This window comes from Paenibacillus sp. FSL H3-0321, assembly GCF_038002865.1.
Lineage (GTDB): Bacteria > Bacillota > Bacilli > Paenibacillales > Paenibacillaceae > Paenibacillus_AQ.
Genome location: NZ_JBBODH010000001.1, coordinates 1,031,923 through 1,051,656, shown reverse-complemented (window position 1 = coordinate 1,051,656; position 19,734 = coordinate 1,031,923). Strand labels below are relative to the sequence as shown.

The 19,734-nt window shown below is 48.3% G+C and carries 21 protein-coding genes; all 21 read left to right on the top strand.

Going from position 1 to position 19,734, the window contains the following annotated elements:
* Nucleotides 1–2 precede the first annotated feature (2 nt).
* The 21 genes from flhB to MHI45_RS04350 all read left to right on the top strand — a co-directional run bounded on the left by flhB (nucleotide 3) and on the right by MHI45_RS04350 (nucleotide 19,724).
* Nucleotides 3–1,097 carry a flagellar biosynthesis protein FlhB gene (flhB, locus tag MHI45_RS04450; protein WP_038593485.1) on the top strand — a complete coding sequence of 365 codons (1,095 nt, stop codon included), beginning with the start codon at nucleotides 3–5 and terminating at the stop codon, nucleotides 1,095–1,097.
* A gap of 20 nt (nucleotides 1,098–1,117) precedes the next feature.
* The gene (gene flhA / locus MHI45_RS04445) at nucleotides 1,118–3,151 is read left to right on the top strand and encodes a flagellar biosynthesis protein FlhA (RefSeq protein WP_076110098.1); all 2,034 of its coding nucleotides are present in this window, start codon (nucleotides 1,118–1,120) and stop codon (nucleotides 3,149–3,151) included.
* Nucleotides 3,148–4,572, top strand: coding sequence for a flagellar biosynthesis protein FlhF (gene flhF, locus MHI45_RS04440; protein ID WP_076110097.1), 1,425 nt, complete (start codon nucleotides 3,148–3,150; stop codon nucleotides 4,570–4,572). The genes flhA and flhF overlap by 4 nt, the downstream gene beginning before the upstream one ends.
* Entirely contained in the window at nucleotides 4,572–5,447 is an 876-nt protein-coding gene (locus MHI45_RS04435) for a MinD/ParA family protein (protein WP_038593478.1), read from the top strand. Before flhF ends, MHI45_RS04435 begins: the two co-directional genes overlap by 1 nt.
* 38 nt (nucleotides 5,448–5,485) lie before the next feature.
* Nucleotides 5,486–6,889, top strand: coding sequence for a protein-glutamate methylesterase/protein-glutamine glutaminase (gene cheB, locus MHI45_RS04430; RefSeq protein WP_076110096.1), 1,404 nt, complete (start codon nucleotides 5,486–5,488; stop codon nucleotides 6,887–6,889).
* Nucleotides 6,890–6,923: 34 nt separating this feature from the next.
* Nucleotides 6,924–8,981: a chemotaxis protein CheA gene (locus MHI45_RS04425; protein ID WP_076110095.1), complete on the top strand. Its 2,058-nt coding sequence runs from the start codon at nucleotides 6,924–6,926 to the stop codon at nucleotides 8,979–8,981.
* 27 nt (nucleotides 8,982–9,008) lie between these two features.
* On the top strand, nucleotides 9,009–9,470 hold the full coding sequence (locus tag MHI45_RS04420; RefSeq protein WP_038593472.1) for a chemotaxis protein CheW: 462 nt from the start codon (nucleotides 9,009–9,011) through the stop codon (nucleotides 9,468–9,470).
* A 3-nt stretch (nucleotides 9,471–9,473) separates the two neighbouring features.
* Nucleotides 9,474–10,100 (top strand): chemotaxis protein CheC, encoded by a 627-nt coding sequence (locus MHI45_RS04415; RefSeq protein ID WP_038593470.1) that lies wholly within the window; start codon nucleotides 9,474–9,476, stop codon nucleotides 10,098–10,100.
* A complete protein-coding gene (locus MHI45_RS04410) occupies nucleotides 10,093–10,590 on the top strand; it encodes a chemotaxis protein CheD (protein ID WP_076110094.1) in 498 nt (165 codons plus the stop codon). The genes MHI45_RS04415 and MHI45_RS04410 overlap by 8 nt, the downstream gene beginning before the upstream one ends.
* Before the next feature lie 2 nt (nucleotides 10,591–10,592).
* A complete protein-coding gene (locus MHI45_RS04405) occupies nucleotides 10,593–11,006 on the top strand; it encodes a hypothetical protein (protein WP_076110093.1) in 414 nt (137 codons plus the stop codon).
* Nucleotides 11,007–11,082: 76 nt separating this feature from the next.
* Nucleotides 11,083–11,871: a FliA/WhiG family RNA polymerase sigma factor gene (locus MHI45_RS04400; RefSeq protein ID WP_076110092.1), complete on the top strand. Its 789-nt coding sequence runs from the start codon at nucleotides 11,083–11,085 to the stop codon at nucleotides 11,869–11,871.
* Nucleotides 11,872–11,900: 29 nt separating this feature from the next.
* Nucleotides 11,901–13,304 (top strand): DUF342 domain-containing protein, encoded by a 1,404-nt coding sequence (locus tag MHI45_RS04395; protein ID WP_076110091.1) that lies wholly within the window; start codon nucleotides 11,901–11,903, stop codon nucleotides 13,302–13,304.
* A gap of 117 nt (nucleotides 13,305–13,421) precedes the next feature.
* Nucleotides 13,422–13,733 carry a hypothetical protein gene (locus MHI45_RS04390; protein ID WP_038593454.1) on the top strand — a complete coding sequence of 104 codons (312 nt, stop codon included), beginning with the start codon at nucleotides 13,422–13,424 and terminating at the stop codon, nucleotides 13,731–13,733.
* Nucleotides 13,734–13,770: 37 nt separating this feature from the next.
* Nucleotides 13,771–14,349 (top strand): hypothetical protein, encoded by a 579-nt coding sequence (locus tag MHI45_RS04385; protein ID WP_076110090.1) that lies wholly within the window; start codon nucleotides 13,771–13,773, stop codon nucleotides 14,347–14,349.
* A complete protein-coding gene (locus MHI45_RS04380) occupies nucleotides 14,346–14,972 on the top strand; it encodes an endolytic transglycosylase MltG (RefSeq protein ID WP_076110089.1) in 627 nt (208 codons plus the stop codon). Before MHI45_RS04385 ends, MHI45_RS04380 begins: the two co-directional genes overlap by 4 nt.
* Nucleotides 14,973–15,173: 201 nt before the next feature.
* Complete coding sequence (gene rpsB / locus MHI45_RS04375) at nucleotides 15,174–15,875, top strand: 30S ribosomal protein S2 (RefSeq protein ID WP_036692565.1); 702 nt, start codon at nucleotides 15,174–15,176, stop codon at nucleotides 15,873–15,875.
* Nucleotides 15,876–16,004: 129 nt separating this feature from the next.
* The gene (gene tsf / locus MHI45_RS04370) at nucleotides 16,005–16,655 is read left to right on the top strand and encodes a translation elongation factor Ts (protein ID WP_038593448.1); all 651 of its coding nucleotides are present in this window, start codon (nucleotides 16,005–16,007) and stop codon (nucleotides 16,653–16,655) included.
* Between the two features lie 108 nt (nucleotides 16,656–16,763).
* Complete coding sequence (gene pyrH / locus MHI45_RS04365) at nucleotides 16,764–17,492, top strand: UMP kinase (RefSeq protein ID WP_038593446.1); 729 nt, start codon at nucleotides 16,764–16,766, stop codon at nucleotides 17,490–17,492.
* The gene (gene frr, locus MHI45_RS04360) at nucleotides 17,492–18,046 is read left to right on the top strand and encodes a ribosome recycling factor (protein WP_038593444.1); all 555 of its coding nucleotides are present in this window, start codon (nucleotides 17,492–17,494) and stop codon (nucleotides 18,044–18,046) included. Before pyrH ends, frr begins: the two co-directional genes overlap by 1 nt.
* A gap of 79 nt (nucleotides 18,047–18,125) precedes the next feature.
* Nucleotides 18,126–18,899, top strand: coding sequence for an isoprenyl transferase (locus MHI45_RS04355; protein WP_038593442.1), 774 nt, complete (start codon nucleotides 18,126–18,128; stop codon nucleotides 18,897–18,899).
* A 21-nt stretch (nucleotides 18,900–18,920) separates the two neighbouring features.
* On the top strand, nucleotides 18,921–19,724 hold the full coding sequence (locus MHI45_RS04350) for a phosphatidate cytidylyltransferase (RefSeq protein ID WP_076110088.1): 804 nt from the start codon (nucleotides 18,921–18,923) through the stop codon (nucleotides 19,722–19,724).
* The last annotated feature ends 10 nt before the right edge of the window (nucleotides 19,725–19,734 follow it).

The window sequence follows — 19,734 nt, the reverse complement described above, 5'->3', positions numbered from 1 at the left end:
TTATGCCGAAGCCGAAACGATATAAACTGGATCTTCAGCATTTTGGGGGGGATAAGACAGAGAAAGCCACCCCGAAAAAACGTCAGGATGCCCGTAAAAAGGGTCAGGTAGCCAAAAGTGCCGAACTATCCGGTGCCGTTGTATTGTTTTCGGCGCTGCTTAGTCTGACGATGTTCGGAAGTTTCATGAAAGAACGTTTTATGAGTCTCTATTTGGATGTTTTTCAGAATCGCATGATGATGGAAGTAACAGCCGAAAATGTGTCCAAGATGTTCAACGAGTATGGTCTGCAGATACTGATTCTGCTGGCCCCGCTGCTCGGGATTACCTTCTTACTCGCACTTGTCGTAAATTTTGCACAGGTTGGCTTTATGGCCTCAGGTGAAGGGATTACGCCTAAGTTCAGCAAGATTAATCCAATCAAAGGGTTCAAAAATATATTTTCCATGCGTTCGTTTGTGGAATTCCTGAAATCCGTCTTTAAACTGGTGCTGATTGCCTATCTGGTTTATAGCACGCTTTGGGGAGAGAAAGAGAGTTTTGCCGCTCTTTCACATGTGAATGCGGAGGGTGTATACCGTTTCACTGCAAAGATGACCATGAATCTTGGCATCAAAATAGCAGCTGTATTGTTTATTATGGCAGTTCTCGATTATATGTACCAGAAGTACGAACATGAAAAAAGTCTGAAAATGTCCAAGCAGGACATTAAAGATGAATACAAAAAGATGGAGGGCGATCCCTTAATTAAAGGGAAGATCAGGGAGCGCCAACGCCGAATGGCAATGCAGCGGATGATGCAGGAAGTGCCAAAGGCGGATGTGATCATTACGAATCCTACGCACTTTGCCGTTGCCCTTAAATATGACGGTTCCAAAATGGAGGCTCCGCAGATTATAGCCAAAGGCCAGGATTATGTGGCGCTCCGCATTCGAGAGCTGGCTAAGGAGCATGGTGTTGTGACTATGGAGAACAAGCCGCTGGCACGGGCATTATTCCAAAGAGCAGAAATTGGCGATGTCGTTCCTGCCGATCTGTTCCAGGCGGTTGCCGAAGTGCTGGCCTATGTATACAAGCTTAAAGGTAAGAGGAGATAAGCCGGGGGAGGTAAAGGACATTGAAAGCTAAAGATCTAACAGTTCTACTGGGCGTTATCGGTATTGTGCTTATGATGATTCTGCCCATCCCGGTCTGGCTTCTGGATGTACTGCTGATTGTCAATATTTCGATAGCACTAACCATTATTTTGGTCGCAATGAATACAAGGGATCCGCTGCAATTTTCGATTTTTCCTTCTTTGCTGTTGATCACAACGTTATTCCGTCTCGCACTCAACATTTCCACTACCAAGCTGATTCTTAAAGATGGTCATGCGGGTGAAGTTGTTGCCACGTTCGGCAGCTGGATTGCCGGGGGACAAATCGCTATCGGATTCATCGTCTTTCTAATTCTGGTTGTTGTGCAGTTCATTGTTATTACCAAAGGTTCGGAACGTGTTGCTGAAGTAGGCGCCCGGTTTACATTGGACGCGATGCCCGGTAAACAAATGAGTATTGATGCTGATTTGAATGCAGGGATGATTAATGAACAGCAGGCACGGGAACGCCGCCGGAACGTTGAACGCGAAGCTGACTTCTTCGGAGCAATGGATGGTGCGAGTAAATTCGTCAAAGGTGACGCAATTGCCAGTATCATCATTTTGCTGATCAACCTGATCGGCGGATTCGTCATCGGGATGACTATTCATGGACTGTCGTTTCAGGATGCACTTTCGACATATTCCGTACTGACAATTGGTGATGGACTGGTCAGCCAAATTCCTGCTTTGCTCATTTCAACCGCTTCCGGTTTGATCGTTACACGGGCGGCGTCAGAAGGAAACCTGGCAGAGGATTTAACAGGCCAATTATTGTCCTATCCGAAGCTCTTGTATATCGTTGCGGCGACAATTGCCTTCCTTGGGTTCTTCACTCCGATTACAGTAATGTCTACCTTGCCCCTGGCAGCACTTATGGGATATGCGGCTTACAGCATGGGCCAGAAGGCAAACCAAAAACAAATTGCCGAGGAACAACTGGTCGAGGAGAAGCAGATTGAAGAAGTGCGGAGTCCGGAGAGCGTCATTAACTTGCTTACAGTGGATCCCATTGAATTTGAGTTCGGTTACGGACTTATTCCTCTGGCCGATACAGGTCAGGGCGGAGATTTACTCGACAGAATTATCATGATTAGGCGACAATGTGCCCTAGAAATGGGACTTGTGGTGCCTGTTATTCGTATTCGCGACAATATTCAGCTAAAACCGAATGAATATGTCATAAAAATTAAAGGGAATAATGTCGGCGGTGGTGAATTATTACTTAATCACTATCTTGCCATGAGTCCCGGTTATGATGATGAATCTATAAACGGTATTGAGACTGTTGAACCATCTTTTGGACTTCCGGCACTTTGGATTGACGAATCGGTGAAAGAACGGGCGGAATTATCCGGCTACACTGTAGTTGATCCGCCTTCCGTGGTTGCTACGCATTTGACGGAGCTGATCAAACGTCATGGGCATGAGCTGCTAGGACGTCAGGAAACCAAACAGCTGGTCGACAATCTCCGGGAGAATTACCCCGTGCTGGTTGATGAACTTATTCCTTCGGTACTGGCAATTGGTGATGTTCAGAAGGTGCTCGGCAAGCTGCTGCGTGAAAAGATTTCGATCCGCGATTTGGTGACGATCTTCGAAACGCTGGCTGACTATGGTACTTACACCAAAGATCCTGATATCCTGACCGAGTATGTACGCCAGTCGTTGTCGAGACAGATTACACAGCAGTTTTCCCAAGTGGGAGAGACGCTGCGTGTAATTACTGTCGGACCTAATTTGGAGAAGAAAATTTCCGAAAGTGTGCAGCAAACGGAACAGGGCAGCTATCTGGCACTGGATCCGGTTTCGACACAAACCGTGTATCAGCGGCTTACGGAACAGATCAACCGTTTGCTTCAGTCCGGGCAGCAGCCTATCGTACTGACTTCACCGACCATTCGTATGTATTTGCGGCAGGTTATTGAGCGGACGATGCAGGATATTCCGGTGTTGTCCTACAGCGAACTGGAACCTAATATCGAAATTCAAAGCGTTGGAGTGGTGAACTTATGAGAGTGAAGCGTTATGTGGTCGATACGATGCCTGACGCCATGCATTCCATCCGCAGCGAGCTAGGAAGCGATGCCGTCATCCTAAGCACCAAGGAAGTTAAAGTCGGCGGATTTATGGGCATGTTTAAAAAGAAAAAAATTGAAGTTGTAGCCGCAGTAGAAGAGGTACGGAAGCCGGCAGTACCTGATAAGGCCCCTGTACAATCGCTGAATGTTCCGCGTAGTGCAGTGCCACAGGCCTATCAGAAAGCCGCCACAGCATCATCACCGTCAGCATCGCTCACGAAGGAGCCTGCTGCTGGCCGGAGCTTTGCTGAAATTGCCGCTGCCATATCGGAAGCCTCCGGGATTGCTGAGGCAGGCGGGAATGTAGCCGTTCTGCCTGCAACTGCAACCGTAACTGCTGTTGAGGAACAGAAAGAGGAATTGGATAGAGAGCTTGCATATGCAATGCAGGCCTCTGCTCCGAAGGAACAGCCTGGTTCGGTCAAGGCACTTTACGAGAACTTTGGTGCTGAACCCAATCCTCCCGCAGTCTCGGTAGCGGAAAGTGATGTCCTTCGCGAAATCAGGGACATGAAGCATTGGATGGAACGTATCGCCCGCTACTCTTCAAGCGGAGTGGAATTGCCCGAGCAGCTGGAACAGCTTAAGATCCGTTTACTGGACCAGGAGACTGACCCGGTGCTGGTGGAGGAATGGATCAGCAATGTGTTTACCCGCTGGAATGATGAGGGGCGTACCGGAGCTCCTGATCAATTCGGTGAAATGCTGAAAGCTCAGGTGGATGAATTTTTGTCAGGCCGTATTGCAAACGGAATTGCGGCGGATACGCGGATTGTTTACATTGCCGGGCCAACCGGAGTGGGCAAAACAACAACAATCGCCAAGCTGGCGGCAGAGCAGCTGTTTAGACAAGGCAGGAAGGTCGGCCTCATTACCTCCGACACTTACCGGATTTCCGCGGTGGAGCAGCTGCGCACGTATGCATCGATACTGAATATTCCGCTGGAGGTTGTTCAGTCCCCGGGAGATTTGCAAAGAGCGTTGTTCCGCCTGGAGAGCTGTGACCTCGTTTTGATGGATACGGCAGGACGGAATTACCGCAATGAGATGCTCGTCGCTGAACTTCAGAGCCTGCTGGCCAAGGAACTTAAGAGTGAAACTTTCCTTGTACTCAGCCTGACCTCAAAAAGCCGCGATATGAAGACGATCGCCGAGCATTTCGGCCGTTACCAGCTTGACAAGGTTATCTTCACAAAGCTGGACGAGACAGGAAGCTATGGTCCGCTATTTAATGTTCTGAATGACTTCCCTCTTATGCTGTCTTATATAACGAATGGCCAGAATGTGCCAGATGACCTGCTAATGGCTACCAAAGAGCAGCTATCAGGGATGTTGCTGGGAACAGGAGGGGCGTAATGGATCAGGCGCAATCCTTGAGACAGCTGGTGTCCAACAAGGACACCAAACTCGTGCCCAAAGACGGGGTTTCCGCCAGAATCATCACCGTATGCAGTGGAAAAGGCGGTGTCGGAAAGTCGAATTTCACGCTGAACTTTGCATTAGCGCTGAAGGCCATGGGCCGTAAGGTACTATTGTTCGACGCCGATATCGGAATGGCCAATATAGACGTGTTAATGGGTGTCTCTTCTAAATATAATTTGTACCATCTGCTGAAAAGAGAGGCGGATATCGGACAAATTATTCAGACGGGCCCAGGCGGTCTACAATTCATTGCAGGCGGATCGGGTATGGATGAGCTGTTTTCTCTCTCGGAATCAGATTTGAATTACTTTACAACACAGATTGCGCAAATTGCTGATACTATGGATTTTATCCTGTTCGATACGGGGGCAGGACTTTCTAAAGAAACACTCAAATTTATTAGCTCGGCGGATGATTGCCTTGTGGTAACAACCCCTGAGCCTACAGCTATAACTGATGCATATGCATTGATGAAGGTAGTGCATAATTCCTTTCCCGAAACTTCCTTTAGACTGATTGTGAACCAAGCAGGAGACGAAAGGGAAGCGAAAGCAACCAGCGACAAAATCCGCATGGCGGCAAGCCGCTTTTTACAATTAGATATTCCTTTTCTCGGGTATATGAGTAGTGATGCACATGTTGTTCAGGCAGTTAAGAAACAAGTTCCATTCTCAGTGGCTTTTCCGAACAGTGCAGCAGCCAAAGACGTACAGCGGCTTGCCCAAAACTATTTGGCCGCGGATTCAGCGGAACCAAGCAAGGTAGAGGGCATAAAGGGATTTATCAACAGGTGGTTGAAGCGTAAATAATAATTGTTCTGAATTAGAGGAGCAGAGGTGGAAATGATATGAAGCCATATAAAGTTTTGGTTGTTGATGATTCTGCATTTATGCGCAAGATCATTTCCGATTTAATTGAAAATGACGCGAACTTCCAGGTCACCGCTACGGCTTCAAACGGCCGTGAAGCTATTGAGAAAGTGAATCAGCTTTCTCCGGATCTGGTAACGATGGATGTGGAGATGCCGGAAATGAACGGCCTGGAGGCGCTGAAAATAATAATGGCCCAGCGTCCGCTGCCGGTGATCATGCTCTCAGGAATCAATGAGCAGGGCATGAAGGAAACGATTATGGCGCTGGAGTCAGGAGCATTTGATTTCATACGTAAGCCATCCATTTCCAACTCCCAGGATATTATTGCTGTAGGAGAATCTCTCCGGGAGCAAATGAAAGAAGCGATGATGGCCCGTGAGCAGCGTGAAGCTCGAGCATCCGCCTCCAAGAGTGAGGACAAGCCGCCAGCTGCGGTTATTCCAAAACCTCTGGCAGATACTCCTTTACGCAAGCAGGAACTTCCCAAGAAAGCAAAAGCCGCGGAAGTTCCCGGCACATCAGCACGAGACAAGCTGAAGCCGGAGGCAAAGACCGCGTCCCCTAAGGAAACGGGCAAGAATTTGCTTGATAAGCAGCCAGGGAATAGCGGATCCCCGCGAAATCCTGTCAAGCCTACTGCAGCTCCGGTAACCCCGGCATCTTCTGAAAAAGCAAAAAACCGCTCCAAAGCGAACGCTACTCCAGTCACACCTGATGTACGTCTGCAACTGGATGGTGTTCCCGGTACGTTCGTCGAACCTCCTGCAGCTTCGGCTGACCGGAAGTCCGGCAGTACTAAAGGGCTGCGCAAGCTTGTTGCTGTAGGCTGCTCTACAGGCGGGCCGCGTGCGCTCAAGGCGTTTTTGGAGAACATCCCGGCTGAATTTCCGGCACCGATAGTCATTGTCCAGCATATGCCGCCCAATTTTACCAAATCATTAGCCCAGCGGCTTAATACCTTTAGCCCGCTTGAGGTTGCAGAAGCGGAGCATGGCATGATCCTTCGCCAAGGAGCGGCTTATATCGCTCCCGGAGGTTATCATCTGAAGGTTATTCCAGCAGCGGGAGGACAATATGCGATTGAGCTTACGAGTGAGGATGCCCGCAATGGGCATCGTCCATCCGTGGACATGATGTTCGAATCACTATTGCCGCTTACCACGCTGGAACGGCATGCGGTAATTATGACGGGTATGGGCAGCGATGGTGCCAGAATGATGAAATCCCTATATGATTCGGGTGTAACCTCAACCTTCGCTGAAAGTGAAGAAACCTGCGTTGTATATGGAATGCCGCGATCTGCGGTGGAATTGAATTGCGTTAAACATATCCTGCCTTTGCATGAAATTGCTCCAAGGCTGGTGCAAGCCGTTAAATAATGGAAAAGCGAACTTGAAGGGGAGGTGCTCGTTAGTGGACATGAACCAATATTTATCCATGTTTATTGATGAGTCAAATGATCATCTGCAGTCATTGAACGAAAGTATGATGGGGTTGGAAGCAAATCCTGATGATCTGAGTATTGTACAGGTAATATTCCGCTCTGCGCACACCTTAAAAGGTATGGCGGCTACGATGGGTTTTGAGGATTTGGCTTCTCTTACCCACCAGATGGAAAATGTTCTGGATTTAGTACGCAATAACAAGCTGCGGATGCAGGATTTCATTTTTGACACACTGTTCAAAAGTCTGGATGCCCTGGAATCAATGGTTGAGGACATTACGGCTGGGGGCGAAGGTAAGGCGGATGTCTCGGTAATCGTGACTTCTCTTCAGGCTATTGTTCGAGGCGAAGTTCCTACTGCGGCCGGTGCCGCTACCGAGGTTACAGCTGCAGCTCAAAAGACTGGAGACGCTCCGGTGTTTTTAGATGAATTCCAATACTCGGTTCTGCAGCAGTCGCTGCAGGAAGGCCATCAGGTGCTTTATGTGGACGTAGCGATCCGTCAGGATTGTCAGCTTAAAGCGGTGCGGGCATATATGGTTTTCGATCTCTTGGAACGTTCAGGAGAGGTGGTCAAATCCTTCCCTTCGGTTCAAGATATAGAGCAGGAAAAATTCGATTACGGCTTTTCCCTCTATTACATAACCCAAAAGGACGCAAGTGAAATTCAATCTATGATCCTAAACTTATCGGAAATTGATAAGGTTACGGCTTTAGCCCTTGATCAAGAGACACTGGAACAGATGGTGCAGGATATGGCTGCCGCTACTGTGGAAGCACCGGTTCAAGAAGCGGCTGCTCCCGCAGCGGCACCGGCTGCAGCACCGGTCAGAGAAGAAGCAATCAAAGCGGCAGCTGCCAAAACGGTTGCAGCACCTTCCCGGACGATCCGCGTAGATATCGAACGCCTGGATGTGCTGATGAACCTGTTCAGCGAACTGCTGATCGACCGTGTCCGTCTGGAACAGCTGGCTACAGAAGTGCAGAATAGCGACCTTACTGAGACTGTTGAACATATGGGACGGGTTAGCGGCGATTTGCAGAACATTGTCATGAAGCTGCGCATGGTACCGGTCGACACTGTATTTAACCGTTTCCCCCGCATGGTTCGTGACCTTGCCAAATCTCTGGACAAAAAAATCGATCTGATCGTTACTGGTGCTGAAACAGAGCTTGACCGTACTGTTATTGATGAGATTGGTGATCCGCTGGTGCATTTGCTCCGAAATGCCGTTGACCATGGGGTTGAAGGCGTTCAGGAGCGTATTGCTGCCGGCAAACCGGAGACGGGTACGATAAATCTGCGGGCTTTCCATAGCGGCAATCACGTCTTTATCGAAATTGAGGAGGACGGCGCCGGAATCAATCCGCAGAAAATCCTGAAATCTGCTGTTAAGAAGGGAATTCTTACTCAGGATCAGGCTGCTGGCTATTCGGATGATGAAGCCATTCAACTTTTGTTCTCACCGGGCTTTAGTACCGCAGAGGTTATCTCTGACGTATCGGGGCGCGGAGTCGGACTCGATGTCGTGAAATCCAAGATTACTTCTCTTGGCGGCAACGTGGTTGTGTATTCCACCTTCGGCAAAGGAACTAACTTTTCAGTACAGCTTCCACTAACCTTATCAATTATCGCGGCCATGCTGGTGCGGCTTGGTTCCGAGAAATATGCCATCCCGCTTTCTTCCATCGTGGAGACTGGGATTGTGAAGAAAACTCAGATCCGCACGATTCATAGCAACAAAATGATTGAATTCCGTAACGGTCATATCCCTCTGCTTTCACTGAGCAAATTCTTCTCGGTGCCTGATTTTGATGAAAGTACTGAAGAGGAAACGGAAATAGTAGTAGTCCGCAAAGGGGAACGCCTCGTAGCCCTGGCCGTTCAGGATTTTATTGGGCAGAACGAAATCGTCATCAAGAATCTTGGCAAGTATCTGCCTGAGGTTCAAGGCATCTCCGGGGCGACCATACTTGGTGACGGTCAGGTTGCACTTATTATTGATCCGAATGCTTTTATTAAATAATCAGGATAGAACAGGGAGGTTCATTCCATGGCTGAAGATATCAAAGTAATCGTGTTTAAACTAGGCTCTGAAGAGTACGGTATTGAAGTGGAGAAAGTCCAAACTATTGAACGCATGATGCCAATTACCCGTGTGCCGAAGACCTACTCCTTTATTAAGGGAGTTATCAATTTGCGCGGAGTGGTTATTCCGGTAATTGATTTGCGGGGCCGTTTCGGTATTGAGGAAGCTGATCATACTGATCAGACCCGTATCATTATCGTCAATGTAAATGCAATGGAAGTCGGCTTTATTGTGGACTCGGCCAATGATGTTATTGACTTGAACCGCGATTCCATTGATACACCACCGGAGGTTGTGGGCGGCATCAGAGCGAAGTATCTGGACGGGGTGGCTAAAATTGGAGAAGAACGTTTGCTGATCATGCTCAATTTGAACGAGGTGCTGAACAAGGGCGAAATCGTGCAATTGGAAAGCCTAGAGGGCTAACATATGGAGCTTTTCAAAAACTTCAAAGATTTTAAAATGGATGTCCTTAAGGAAGTGGGCAACATTGGAGCTGGTAACGCCGCCACCGCGTTATCTCAGCTTCTTGGCAAGCCGATCGATATGGCTGTTCCGAAAGTGCAGCTGCTGAGCTTTGAAGAAATCACTGAAAAGGTCGGAGGAGCAGAAGAACTGGTATATGCAGTTTTCCTGCGGGTCGAGGGTGAAGCACCGGGCAATCTCTTTTTCATTCTTACTCCGGAAGCGGCTATAAGCCTGCTTAACCGGGTTGCCGGTATTGAGATTTCTCCCGAGCAGGAGCTGGGTGAAATGGAGCTTTCGGCTTTGAATGAAATTGGCAACATTCTTGCCGGGTCTTACCTGTCTTCCCTTGCCGACTTCACCTCGCTTTCCATGTACCCTACAGTACCTGCACTGGCCATGGACATGGCCGGGGCCATTCTGGGCTACGGTCTGCTGCAGTTCGGTCAGATGGGCGATGATGCTTTGCTGATCGACACGACTTTCCTGGAAGGCAAGGACGAAATTGAAGGACAGTTCTTTCTTATTCCCGATCCAGAATCATTCCCGAAGATCTTTAAATCATTAGGAGTACCGTTTGATAATGATTGAAGAACAAAGCATTATTAAAGTAGGTATGGCAGATCTTAATGTAGGAAGCCAAGACAGCCTTGTGCGCACAACAGGTCTTGGTTCCTGCGTGGGGCTTACATTGTTTGATCCCGGGAAGAAGCTGGCGGGGATGGCGCATGTGATGCTGCCTTCGTCGGATATTGCACGTGAGGGACAAATGAACATTGCCAAATTTGCAGATACCGCAGTGCCGGAGCTTCTGAACCGCTTGCTTACACTTGGAGCAATGCGCAGCCGGATCGTGGCCAAGATGGCCGGAGGCTCTCAAATGTTTGCCTTTGCCGGGGGGAATGACACCATGAGGATCGGGCCTCGTAATGTGGAATCCTGTAAGCTTGCTTTGGAGGCGCTAAAGATCCCTTTGATTGCTGAGGACACGGGCGGCAATTTTGGCCGCACCATTGAAATTTCCTGCAGTACCGGTATACTCTATATCCGCAGCGTGCAAAAAGGCACTAGGGAAATATAACCATGAGCAGAAAAATAGTAGTGAACATCATCGTCGGAGCGATAGGATTTTTGTTTACCTTTTTTGTGAACTATGGGCATAATTTACTTGGAACAAGTTTAATTCGGGCCAGTTTTGGATTTATTATTTGGTTTGTGCTTGCATTCCTCTTAAGATGGGTATTGGGTTTTATTGCTGGACAGTCCGCAGAGCCAGAAGATGCTGAGACAAACTTAGAGGGCAACGAGGCGCTGGGTGGTAATTTTGATGTCATTACTCCGGATGAGGATGAAGAATTAATAAACCTGCTGAAACCGAAGCCGGCCGAAGAAAGCGGAAGCAGTGAAGGTTTTACACCGCTGCAGCCGCCTAAACTGGTCTCTATGAAAGATCCTGAAGAATTGGCCAAGGCCGTTCGTCACCTGAAAGAAGAATAAGCGTGTGCTATTGCGGAAGTGGCTCACCTGTTCCGTGTTATGCCCGCTGACTAAACTTTGGGAAGGGTGAAAGCCGTTGAACGAGCATAAAGCTTCTCAATCGGAAACTGACGGGCTCTGGGAACAGTGGAAAGAGCAAGGTAATCCCGAAGCCAAAAAAAAGCTGATTGAGAATTACCTCCATATTGTAGATTACGTGTCCAGCCGCTTGGCAGTCGGATTACCTAAAAATGTATCTAAAGATGATTTGGCCAGCAACGGTGTCATGGGTTTGATTGATGCCATCGAGAAATTCGACTATAAGCGGGGACTCCAGTTTCAGACTTATGCTTCCTGGCGTGTACGTGGAGCGATTCTTGATTCATTGCGCCAGAGCGACTGGGTTCCCAGGTCCGTGAGGGAGAAAGCCAAAAAAATCGAAGATGCTTACCAGCAGCTGGAGCAGAAATACCTAAGATCAGTCAGTGACGAGGAAATGAGCGAATATCTGAATGTTTCGGAGACGGAATTTCAGAATATGCTGCAGGACGTAGCAGTAATGTCGCTCTGCTCACTAGAGGATCCTATTCGCGAGGAAGAATCAGAGACACGCTTGTCCATCCTCGTGGATGATAAAGCCAAAAATCCGGATCGCAAAGTAAATGAGTTTTATTTGCGCGATACGCTCACTAAAGGCATCGAGAAACTAACGGTGAAAGAAAGGACCGTTGTGTCCCTTTTATATTATGAAGATTTATCATTAAGCGAGATCGCCGAGGTGATGTCACTGTCGCCTTCACGGATTTCGCAGCTTCATTCAAAAGCTATTTTGCGGCTGAGAGGAACACTTGAGAAAAATCGCGATCTTCTCATGCAAAACGATTAACCGGGCGACGGTGACAAGGGGGAGCAAAATTGATCGGTAATTATGCTTTGAACCAGTACGTGAGTATCACGTTTTCGGAGGATAAAGGGATTGCGTACCTCCAATTTTCCAAGAAGGATGAAAACTTCTCCTGTTCGAGTGAAGATCTCGAAAGCTTCCTAAACAGTCACAATATTCGTTACGGTATTCAGCGGGATATTGTACAGCGAATCAGCAGCAATCCAGAAGAGTATTTCTTCAACAGGGTACCAATTGCTATTGGTGATCCCGCGGTGAATGGTACGGATGGGCGGGTAGTCCTTACTATCGATATGGAAGAGGACCGCAAACCGCTAGAAAAAGCTGACGGCAAGGTCGATTATAAGGACCTGGTCCGGCTTCACAATGTTAAGAAAGGCCAGTTGATTGCCAGAAAAATTCTGCCAATGCCCGGCAAAAGCGGCAATACGGTTACCGGCGAGGAAATTCCGTATAAAGCGGGAAAAGATGCCCACTTTAAAGTCGGCAAAAATGTTCTGATCGATCAAGATGAAACTTCGATGTATGCCGCGATGGACGGACTCGTTACTCTGACGGAGAAGGGCAAGGTCAATGTTTTCCCGGTTTATGAAGTCAACGGTGATGTTGATTACAGTACGGGAAATATTGATTTTGTAGGGACAGTTGTTATTCGCGGCAACGTCTTGACCGGGTTTACGGTTAAATCTGCCGGAGATATCCGTGTGGTTGGCGGAGTGGAAGGTGCTGAACTGATATCCGGGGGATCGATCGAGATTGCCGGCGGAATTATCGGATATAACAAGGGACTCGTCAGTGCAGGCAAAAATGTAAAAGTATCGTTCATCCAGGATGGAAATGTCGTCGCCGGAGAGGATGTTATCGTTTCGCAAAGTATTATGCATTCTAATATCCGGGCTGGCCGGGATGTGCTTTGTAATGGTTCAAAGGGACTTATAGTAGGTGGTGTTGTACAAGCCGGTGAAAGAGTTGTAGCAAGAACCATCGGAAATACGATGTCTACGGCGACGGCCATTGAGGTTGGCGTTGTACCAGAACTCCGAAATGAGATTAACGATCTGCGCCTGGAGCTGCGGCAACTGCTTGAAAATGAGGACAAAACCAACAAAGCGCTGTACCTGCTGAATCAATTGGCGAACAATGGTCAGCTTGCTCCTGATAAGGTGGCATTGCGCGTCAAGCTGAACGCCACCAAGCAATCGCATATGCGTGAGGAGAAGCGCATTAAAGAGCGTGTACTGGAAATTGAAAGAATGCTCGAGGATACGGTTAGAGCCAGGGTGGAAGTAGTTAAGACCATCTACGGAGGTTCCAAAATCGTAATTGGCAGATATACACGTTTTGTCAAGGATCCTACGGAACGGGTTGTATTTATTTATAGTGAAGGCGATATCACTTTGGCGCCGTACGTTTAATCAGGCGGGCAGCGACAGGCGGCCGGCCATCCTTGATGTCTAAATACAGCAGGCTTCGGAAGGATTTGCGAATCTTGGGACGGCCCGTCCGTTTCTACTTATGAGAAGAGGGTTGCTATGAGTCTGAAACCGGTGGAATTGCAGATTGCCCTGCCCCGGACAACTGACGCGGGCAAAGTCCAGCATGGGCTGCAGCATCGTCCTGCTGTAGATCAGCAGCAGCTCGCAGGACAGAATGTCAAGCAGAGCTCGGAGCTGGCCCATCGCAGCACTGAGGTTGACGAATCTGCGGAATCTGCGCTGCGCAATGATGATAGCCAGGGAAATCATGCGGGAAGTCAGTCCTCTTCCCATCAACAAGAGAAACAGCAGACGTCTCACGACGCTGAACATCCCTATAAGGGCCGACGGATCGATCTCAGTCTCTGAGAGGATATAATTTGATATGTAAAAGGAGATAGGGCACTTGCAACCATGGGTATATATCGTGCTGGTAGGCGCTGTCGCTATCGTTTATGCCCTGAGACTGCCGGCGCGTGCAAAAGAAGACTCAGCCGATAAGCAGAGTCTAAAGGAAACAGAAGCGGCGCTTGAACTATATATGGCGGACATCGAGCGGGAAAATGATAAAATGCTGCAGCTTGTCAGCAGCATCAAACAGCAATCCCAGAACAACAGAACAGCAATGCAGGAGGAGGTCGATTCACTTCGGGAGCAAGTTGCCGATCTGCAAAAGAACTCTATGCTGCTTGAAACGCGTCTGACGGCTGAAGAAAAGGGCCTGCTGCAGCTAACAGCTTCATTTGCCAAGGAATCTTCAGCCAGCCGCGCTTCAGAAGCTGTGAGACCGCCTTCAACAGAGCACGCTGCAGAACAGCCGGAGCCGAAACCAAAGCCGGTCAACTCGATCAAATTGCGTTATCCGCGATTGTTCGAGCTGCATGAGCAAGGTAAGTCTATTGACGCTATCGCTAAGACAGCAGGACTTCAGCGTGGAGAGGTTCAACTGATTCTGCAGCTGGCCAAGCAGGAGGAAACCGGATGATCAAGAATCGTTCCTTCATGTTCGGACTAGGTACAGGCCTGATTGCAGGAGCATTGCTGCTGCAAGTGATGATCACCGGGGGGGCTGCTCCCTTGTCCAAGGAGAAGCTAATCAAGGAAGCTGCGAAGCTGAACCTTACCGTAACCGATCCGAGTGCAACACCTATTGCCACTAGTAATACAGGCGAGACAGGAGAGGTAACAGATGGAGCAGGGAAAGAGGGGACAGCTGCGGTTGTTCCGTCAGCAACTGTATCCGCCGCTCCAGCTTCGCCTGCTTCTACGCCGCAAGCGGCGGTGGAGCCAAGCGCTGCCGCTGCTCCTTCTGAACCAGCTACCCCGTCAAAGCCGGCAAGCGAGAAGAAACCATCCAGTGCCCCAGTTGCGCCAGCAACTCCGGAGGTTGCCGTAAACGGCTCGATATCGGTTACAATTCCTACCGGCAGCACACTTACGGAAACTGCCGATTTGCTGGTCAAAGCAGGTGTAATTACGGATAAGAATAAGTTTCTTCAGACAGCAGTAAGCCGTAAAGCCAATACGAAAATTCAATATGGACGGTACAGCTTTACTAAAGGTGAGAGCAATAATGTTATCATTGACAAGCTGATTACAGTGAAATAATTTATCTTAGAACTTTGAAATTCACAAAACTTTTCATGAATCGTTGCATACATTATTTTATTATGGTATAGTAATTGACGGTGTTAAAACACACGCCGGTTGATTTCGACAAGGGGTGCTTTCTTCTGAAGAAAGTCTTGTAGAAAAATGACACGCGGCGGAGGAGACACACAATAAACCAAAACTAGGAGGTGTGTGAAGATGGCAGTAATTTCCATGAAGCAGCTTCTCGAAGCTGGGGTACACTTCGGTCATCAGACTCGTCGTTGGAATCCAAAGATGGATCGTTATATCTTCACTGAAAGAAACGGAATTTACATTATTGACCTGCAAAAAACGGTTAAAAAGGTAGAGGAAGCTTACAACTTTGTAAAAAGCGTCGCTGGCGACAACGGCACAATCCTGTTCGTAGGAACAAAGAAACAAGCTCAAGATTCCGTAAAAGAAGAAGCTGAACGTTCGGGTATGTTCTTCATTAACCAACGTTGGCTGGGTGGTACCCTGACTAACTTCCAAACTATTCAGAAGCGTATTGATCGCCTGAAGAAACTGGAAGCTTGGGAAGAAGACGGTACCTTCGCAGTTCTGCCTAAGAAAGAAGTAATCCTTCTCCGCAAAGAGAAAGATCGTCTTGAAAAATTCCTGGGCGGTATCAAGAACATGAAAGGCCTGCCAAGCGCGCTGTTCATTATCGACCCGCGTAAAGAGCGCATCGCTGTTGCGGAAGCTCGCAAATTGGGTATTCCTATCGTGGCTATCGTTGATACTAACTGTGATCCGGACGAAATCGACTATGTTATCCCGGGCAACGACGACGCAATCCGCGCCGTGAAATTGCTTACTGGTAAAATGGCTGATGCCGTTGTCGAAGCTCACCAGGGCGAAGACACAACTACTGCTTAAATAGTAGCCGGAATCAAACAAGAACTTAAATGAAAAGGGTGGTTGGCAGGTGGATAACCTCTCACTGCCCTTTTTTTAGGATAATGGACCAAAATGGTATAAAATGACAATTATCTGGAGGGAATAACAATGGCAGTAGATGCAAAAGCAGTAAAGGAACTTCGTGAAAGAACAGGCGCAGGGATGCTGGATTGCAAAAAGGCGCTTGAAGAAGCTAACAATGACATCACCAAAGCCGCTGAATTGCTTCGTGAAAAAGGCCTTTCCGCAGCAGCTAACAAAGCTGGACGTATCGCTACTGAAGGTACAGTAGAATCTTACATCCATGCTGGCGGACGTATTGGAGTACTTGTAGAAATCAACTGCGAAACTGACTTCGTAGGTAAAACGGATTCCTTCAAAGAGTTTGCACGCGATATCGCAATGCAAATTGCTGCAGCTAACCCGCTGTATGTTCGTCGTGAAGAAGTTCCGGCAGAAGCTGTAGAGAAAGAAAAAGAAATTCTGAAGGCACAAGCGCTTAATGAAGGCAAGCCTGAGAAAATCGTTGAAAAAATGGTTGAAGGCCGTATCAGCAAGTTCTACGAAGAATATTGTTTGCTTGAGCAACCCTTCGTTAAAGATCCGGACAAAACCATTTCCCAGCTGCTGAACGAAAAAATCAGCACTATTGGTGAAAACATCTCCATCCGTCGTTTTGTTCGTTTTGAACTGGGCGAAGGTCTGGAAAAGAAAGTCGACAACTTTGTTGAAGAAGTAATGGCGCAAGTTAATCAATAAGAAGCAAGTCGGATTACAACTTCATTGAACTGAATAATGCAAGCATCAAATGAACGGAACACAGGCACAATCGTGTTCCGTCTTTTGTAAGAAAGTGAGGGTATACATTTGGAACAGCCGGTATTTAAAAGAGTAGTCCTTAAGGTAAGCGGTGAGTCACTATCAGGACAAAACGGATATGGCATTGATGCCGAGACGATTATTTCCATCGCAGAGCAGGTCAAGGAAGTTGTTGAGCTTGGAGTTCAAGTCGCTATTGTTTGCGGCGGAGGCAATATCTGGCGCGGAATCGCAGGAAGCGCAAGCGGTATAGACCGTGCAACAGCCGACTACATGGGGATGCTGGCAACAGTGATGAACTCACTTGCACTGCAGGATGCATTGGAGCAAATCGATGTTCCTACCCGGGTGCAGACCTCCATTTCGATGCAGCAGATTGCTGAGCCGTACATCCGCCGCCGTGCCATTCGCCATTTGGAGAAAGGACGCGTGGTAATCTTTGCCGCAGGAACGGGTAACCCCTTCTTCTCGACGGATACGACGGCAGCTCTCAGAGCAGCTGAGATTGAAGCAGAAGTTATCCTGATGGCGAAGAATAAAGTGGACGGTGTCTACTCAGCAGATCCTTTCAAAGACAGTACTGCCGAGAAATACGAGCAGCTGACCTACATGGATGTGCTGAACAAAAATCTTGGCGTCATGGATTCCACTGCATCCTCTCTGTGCATGGATAATAATATACCGCTCATTGTGTTTGCTATTACAGAGCAAGGCAATATCAAACGTGTCGTTCTCGGTGAGAAGATCGGGACGATTGTTAAAGGGAGTGTAGATTAATGCCACAAGCGGTCAAGAAAAATGCCGAAGAGCGTATGGAAAAAGCGATTTTATCGCTGAAACGTGATTTGGCCTCATTGCGGGCGGGACGCGCTTCGACAGCGCTGCTGGATCGCATTCAAGTTGAATATTATGGTGCACCTACCCCTGTCAACCAGTTGGCCAACATCAGCACACCAGATTCACGGACGCTGCTGATTCAGCCTTGGGACAGATCATCGCTTTCCGACATTGAACGGGCAATTATGAAGTCCGATCTGGGACTTACACCGGCTAACGACGGTACAATCATCCGTTTGTCCATCCCTGCGCTAACCGAGGAACGCCGTACTGAGCTTGTGAAGTTCACCAAAAAGTTCGGTGAGGAAGCAAAGGTAGCCATCCGCAACATCCGCCGCGATGCCAACGATGATATCAAGAAAATGGAGAAGAACGGCATCTCCGAAGATGAATCACACGGACACCAAGAAGATATTCAGAAATCAACGGATAAGTTCATAGCTGAAGTTGATAAGGTGCTCTTGTCCAAAGAAAAAGAGATTATGGAAGTATAATGACAATCAAGAGACTTCAGGGCCCCTCCGTTTATGGTGGGGTTTGTCTCTTTCTGATAAGAGCTTGGAGGAAACGGAAATGATCAAACGGATTCAAGCATGGCTGAGCCGTAAAGACAGGCAGGAGCCACAGCCAGTCGAGATTTCACCGGACAACATTCCCCGGCATGTGGCTGTAATTATGGACGGCAATGGACGCTGGGCTAAACGGCGTGGTTTGCCACGCATTGTCGGCCATCAGAATGGAATGAAAGCTGTAAAACGTGCAACAATTGCCGCCAACGACCTGGGCGTTGAGTTTTTGACCATGTACGCTTTTTCTACAGAGAACTGGAAACGTCCTAAGGATGAAGTTGACTTCCTGATGCGTTTGCCTGTGGAGTTCCTGGCCCTTGAATTGGACGAGCTGATTGAGAAAAACGTACAAGTGCGCGTGATGGGTGATACCGATGCTTTGCCTACACATACCCGGAAGGCGATGGAAGAAGCCGTTGCCCGGACACAAGGGAATACTGGACTTATACTAAATTTTGCCCTGAATTACGGAGGACGTAAAGAAATCGAGGATTGCATGCGCGGATTGGGTCAGGATATCCAAGCAGGCCTGCTGTCCCCGGAGGAGATTACATCGGAGCTGATCGACAGCCGACTGTTATCAGGCGGGCTGCCAGATCCGGATCTGCTGATCCGGACCAGTGGAGAGATGCGGCTCAGCAACTTTATGCTCTGGCAGGTCGCTTACAGTGAGCTCTGGTTTACAGACGTGTTCTGGCCGGAGTTTGATAAAACGCACTTGCTGCAGGCTGTAGCGGAGTACCAGAGACGCACACGCCGTTATGGTGGACTGAAGTAGCCTGATGGGAGATGGAAATCTTTGAAGCAGCGATTGATTACCGGAATTGTTGCCGGAGCAGTGTTTTTGGGATTGTGTTTTTTGGGCGGCTGGGCTTATCAGCTTTTGCTTGCCGGTATGGCGCTCATCGGGTTTTATGAATTTGTTAAAATGACAGGTGTCCGGGTGTTTGGTGGTACTGCGATACTTGGTTATGCTGCTGTAGCCTGCTACATGATTCCTTGGAGCCTGCTCGGAGTGAATCCATGGCTGTCCTGGGAACAAGGTATATGGCTTCTGCTGCTGCTGTTCCTGCTGGTGACGGTATTCAGTAAGAATAAACAGGATATTAAGATTACTTCACTCCTGTTCACAGGGATTGTATACATAGGAATGGGCTTTTCCTATATGGCTGTGGCCCGAGCTGCGAGCGACGGTCATGGGCTCTTCTGGACCTTCCTTTTGTTGTGCTGCATTTGGGGCAGTGACGCAGGTGCTTATTTTGTAGGGAGAAGCATTGGGAGAAATAAGCTCTGGCCAGCAATCAGCCCCAATAAAACGGTAGAGGGAGCCCTTGGCGGGGTAGTGATCTCTATCGTAATTTCCATTGTTTTCGCGATATTTGTTCCTGATCTGCTGACTTACGGACGCGCGCTGCTTATCGGTTTGTCCTGCGCTGTGCTCGGTCAGCTTGGAGATCTTGTACAATCTGCCTATAAACGGGTGTACGGTATTAAGGATTCAGGCTCGCTGCTGCCAGGTCATGGAGGAATTCTTGACCGCTGCGACAGCTGGATTATCGTATTTCCTTTCGTACATATCGTAATGCTTATGCCTTACTATTAAAACGACGGGA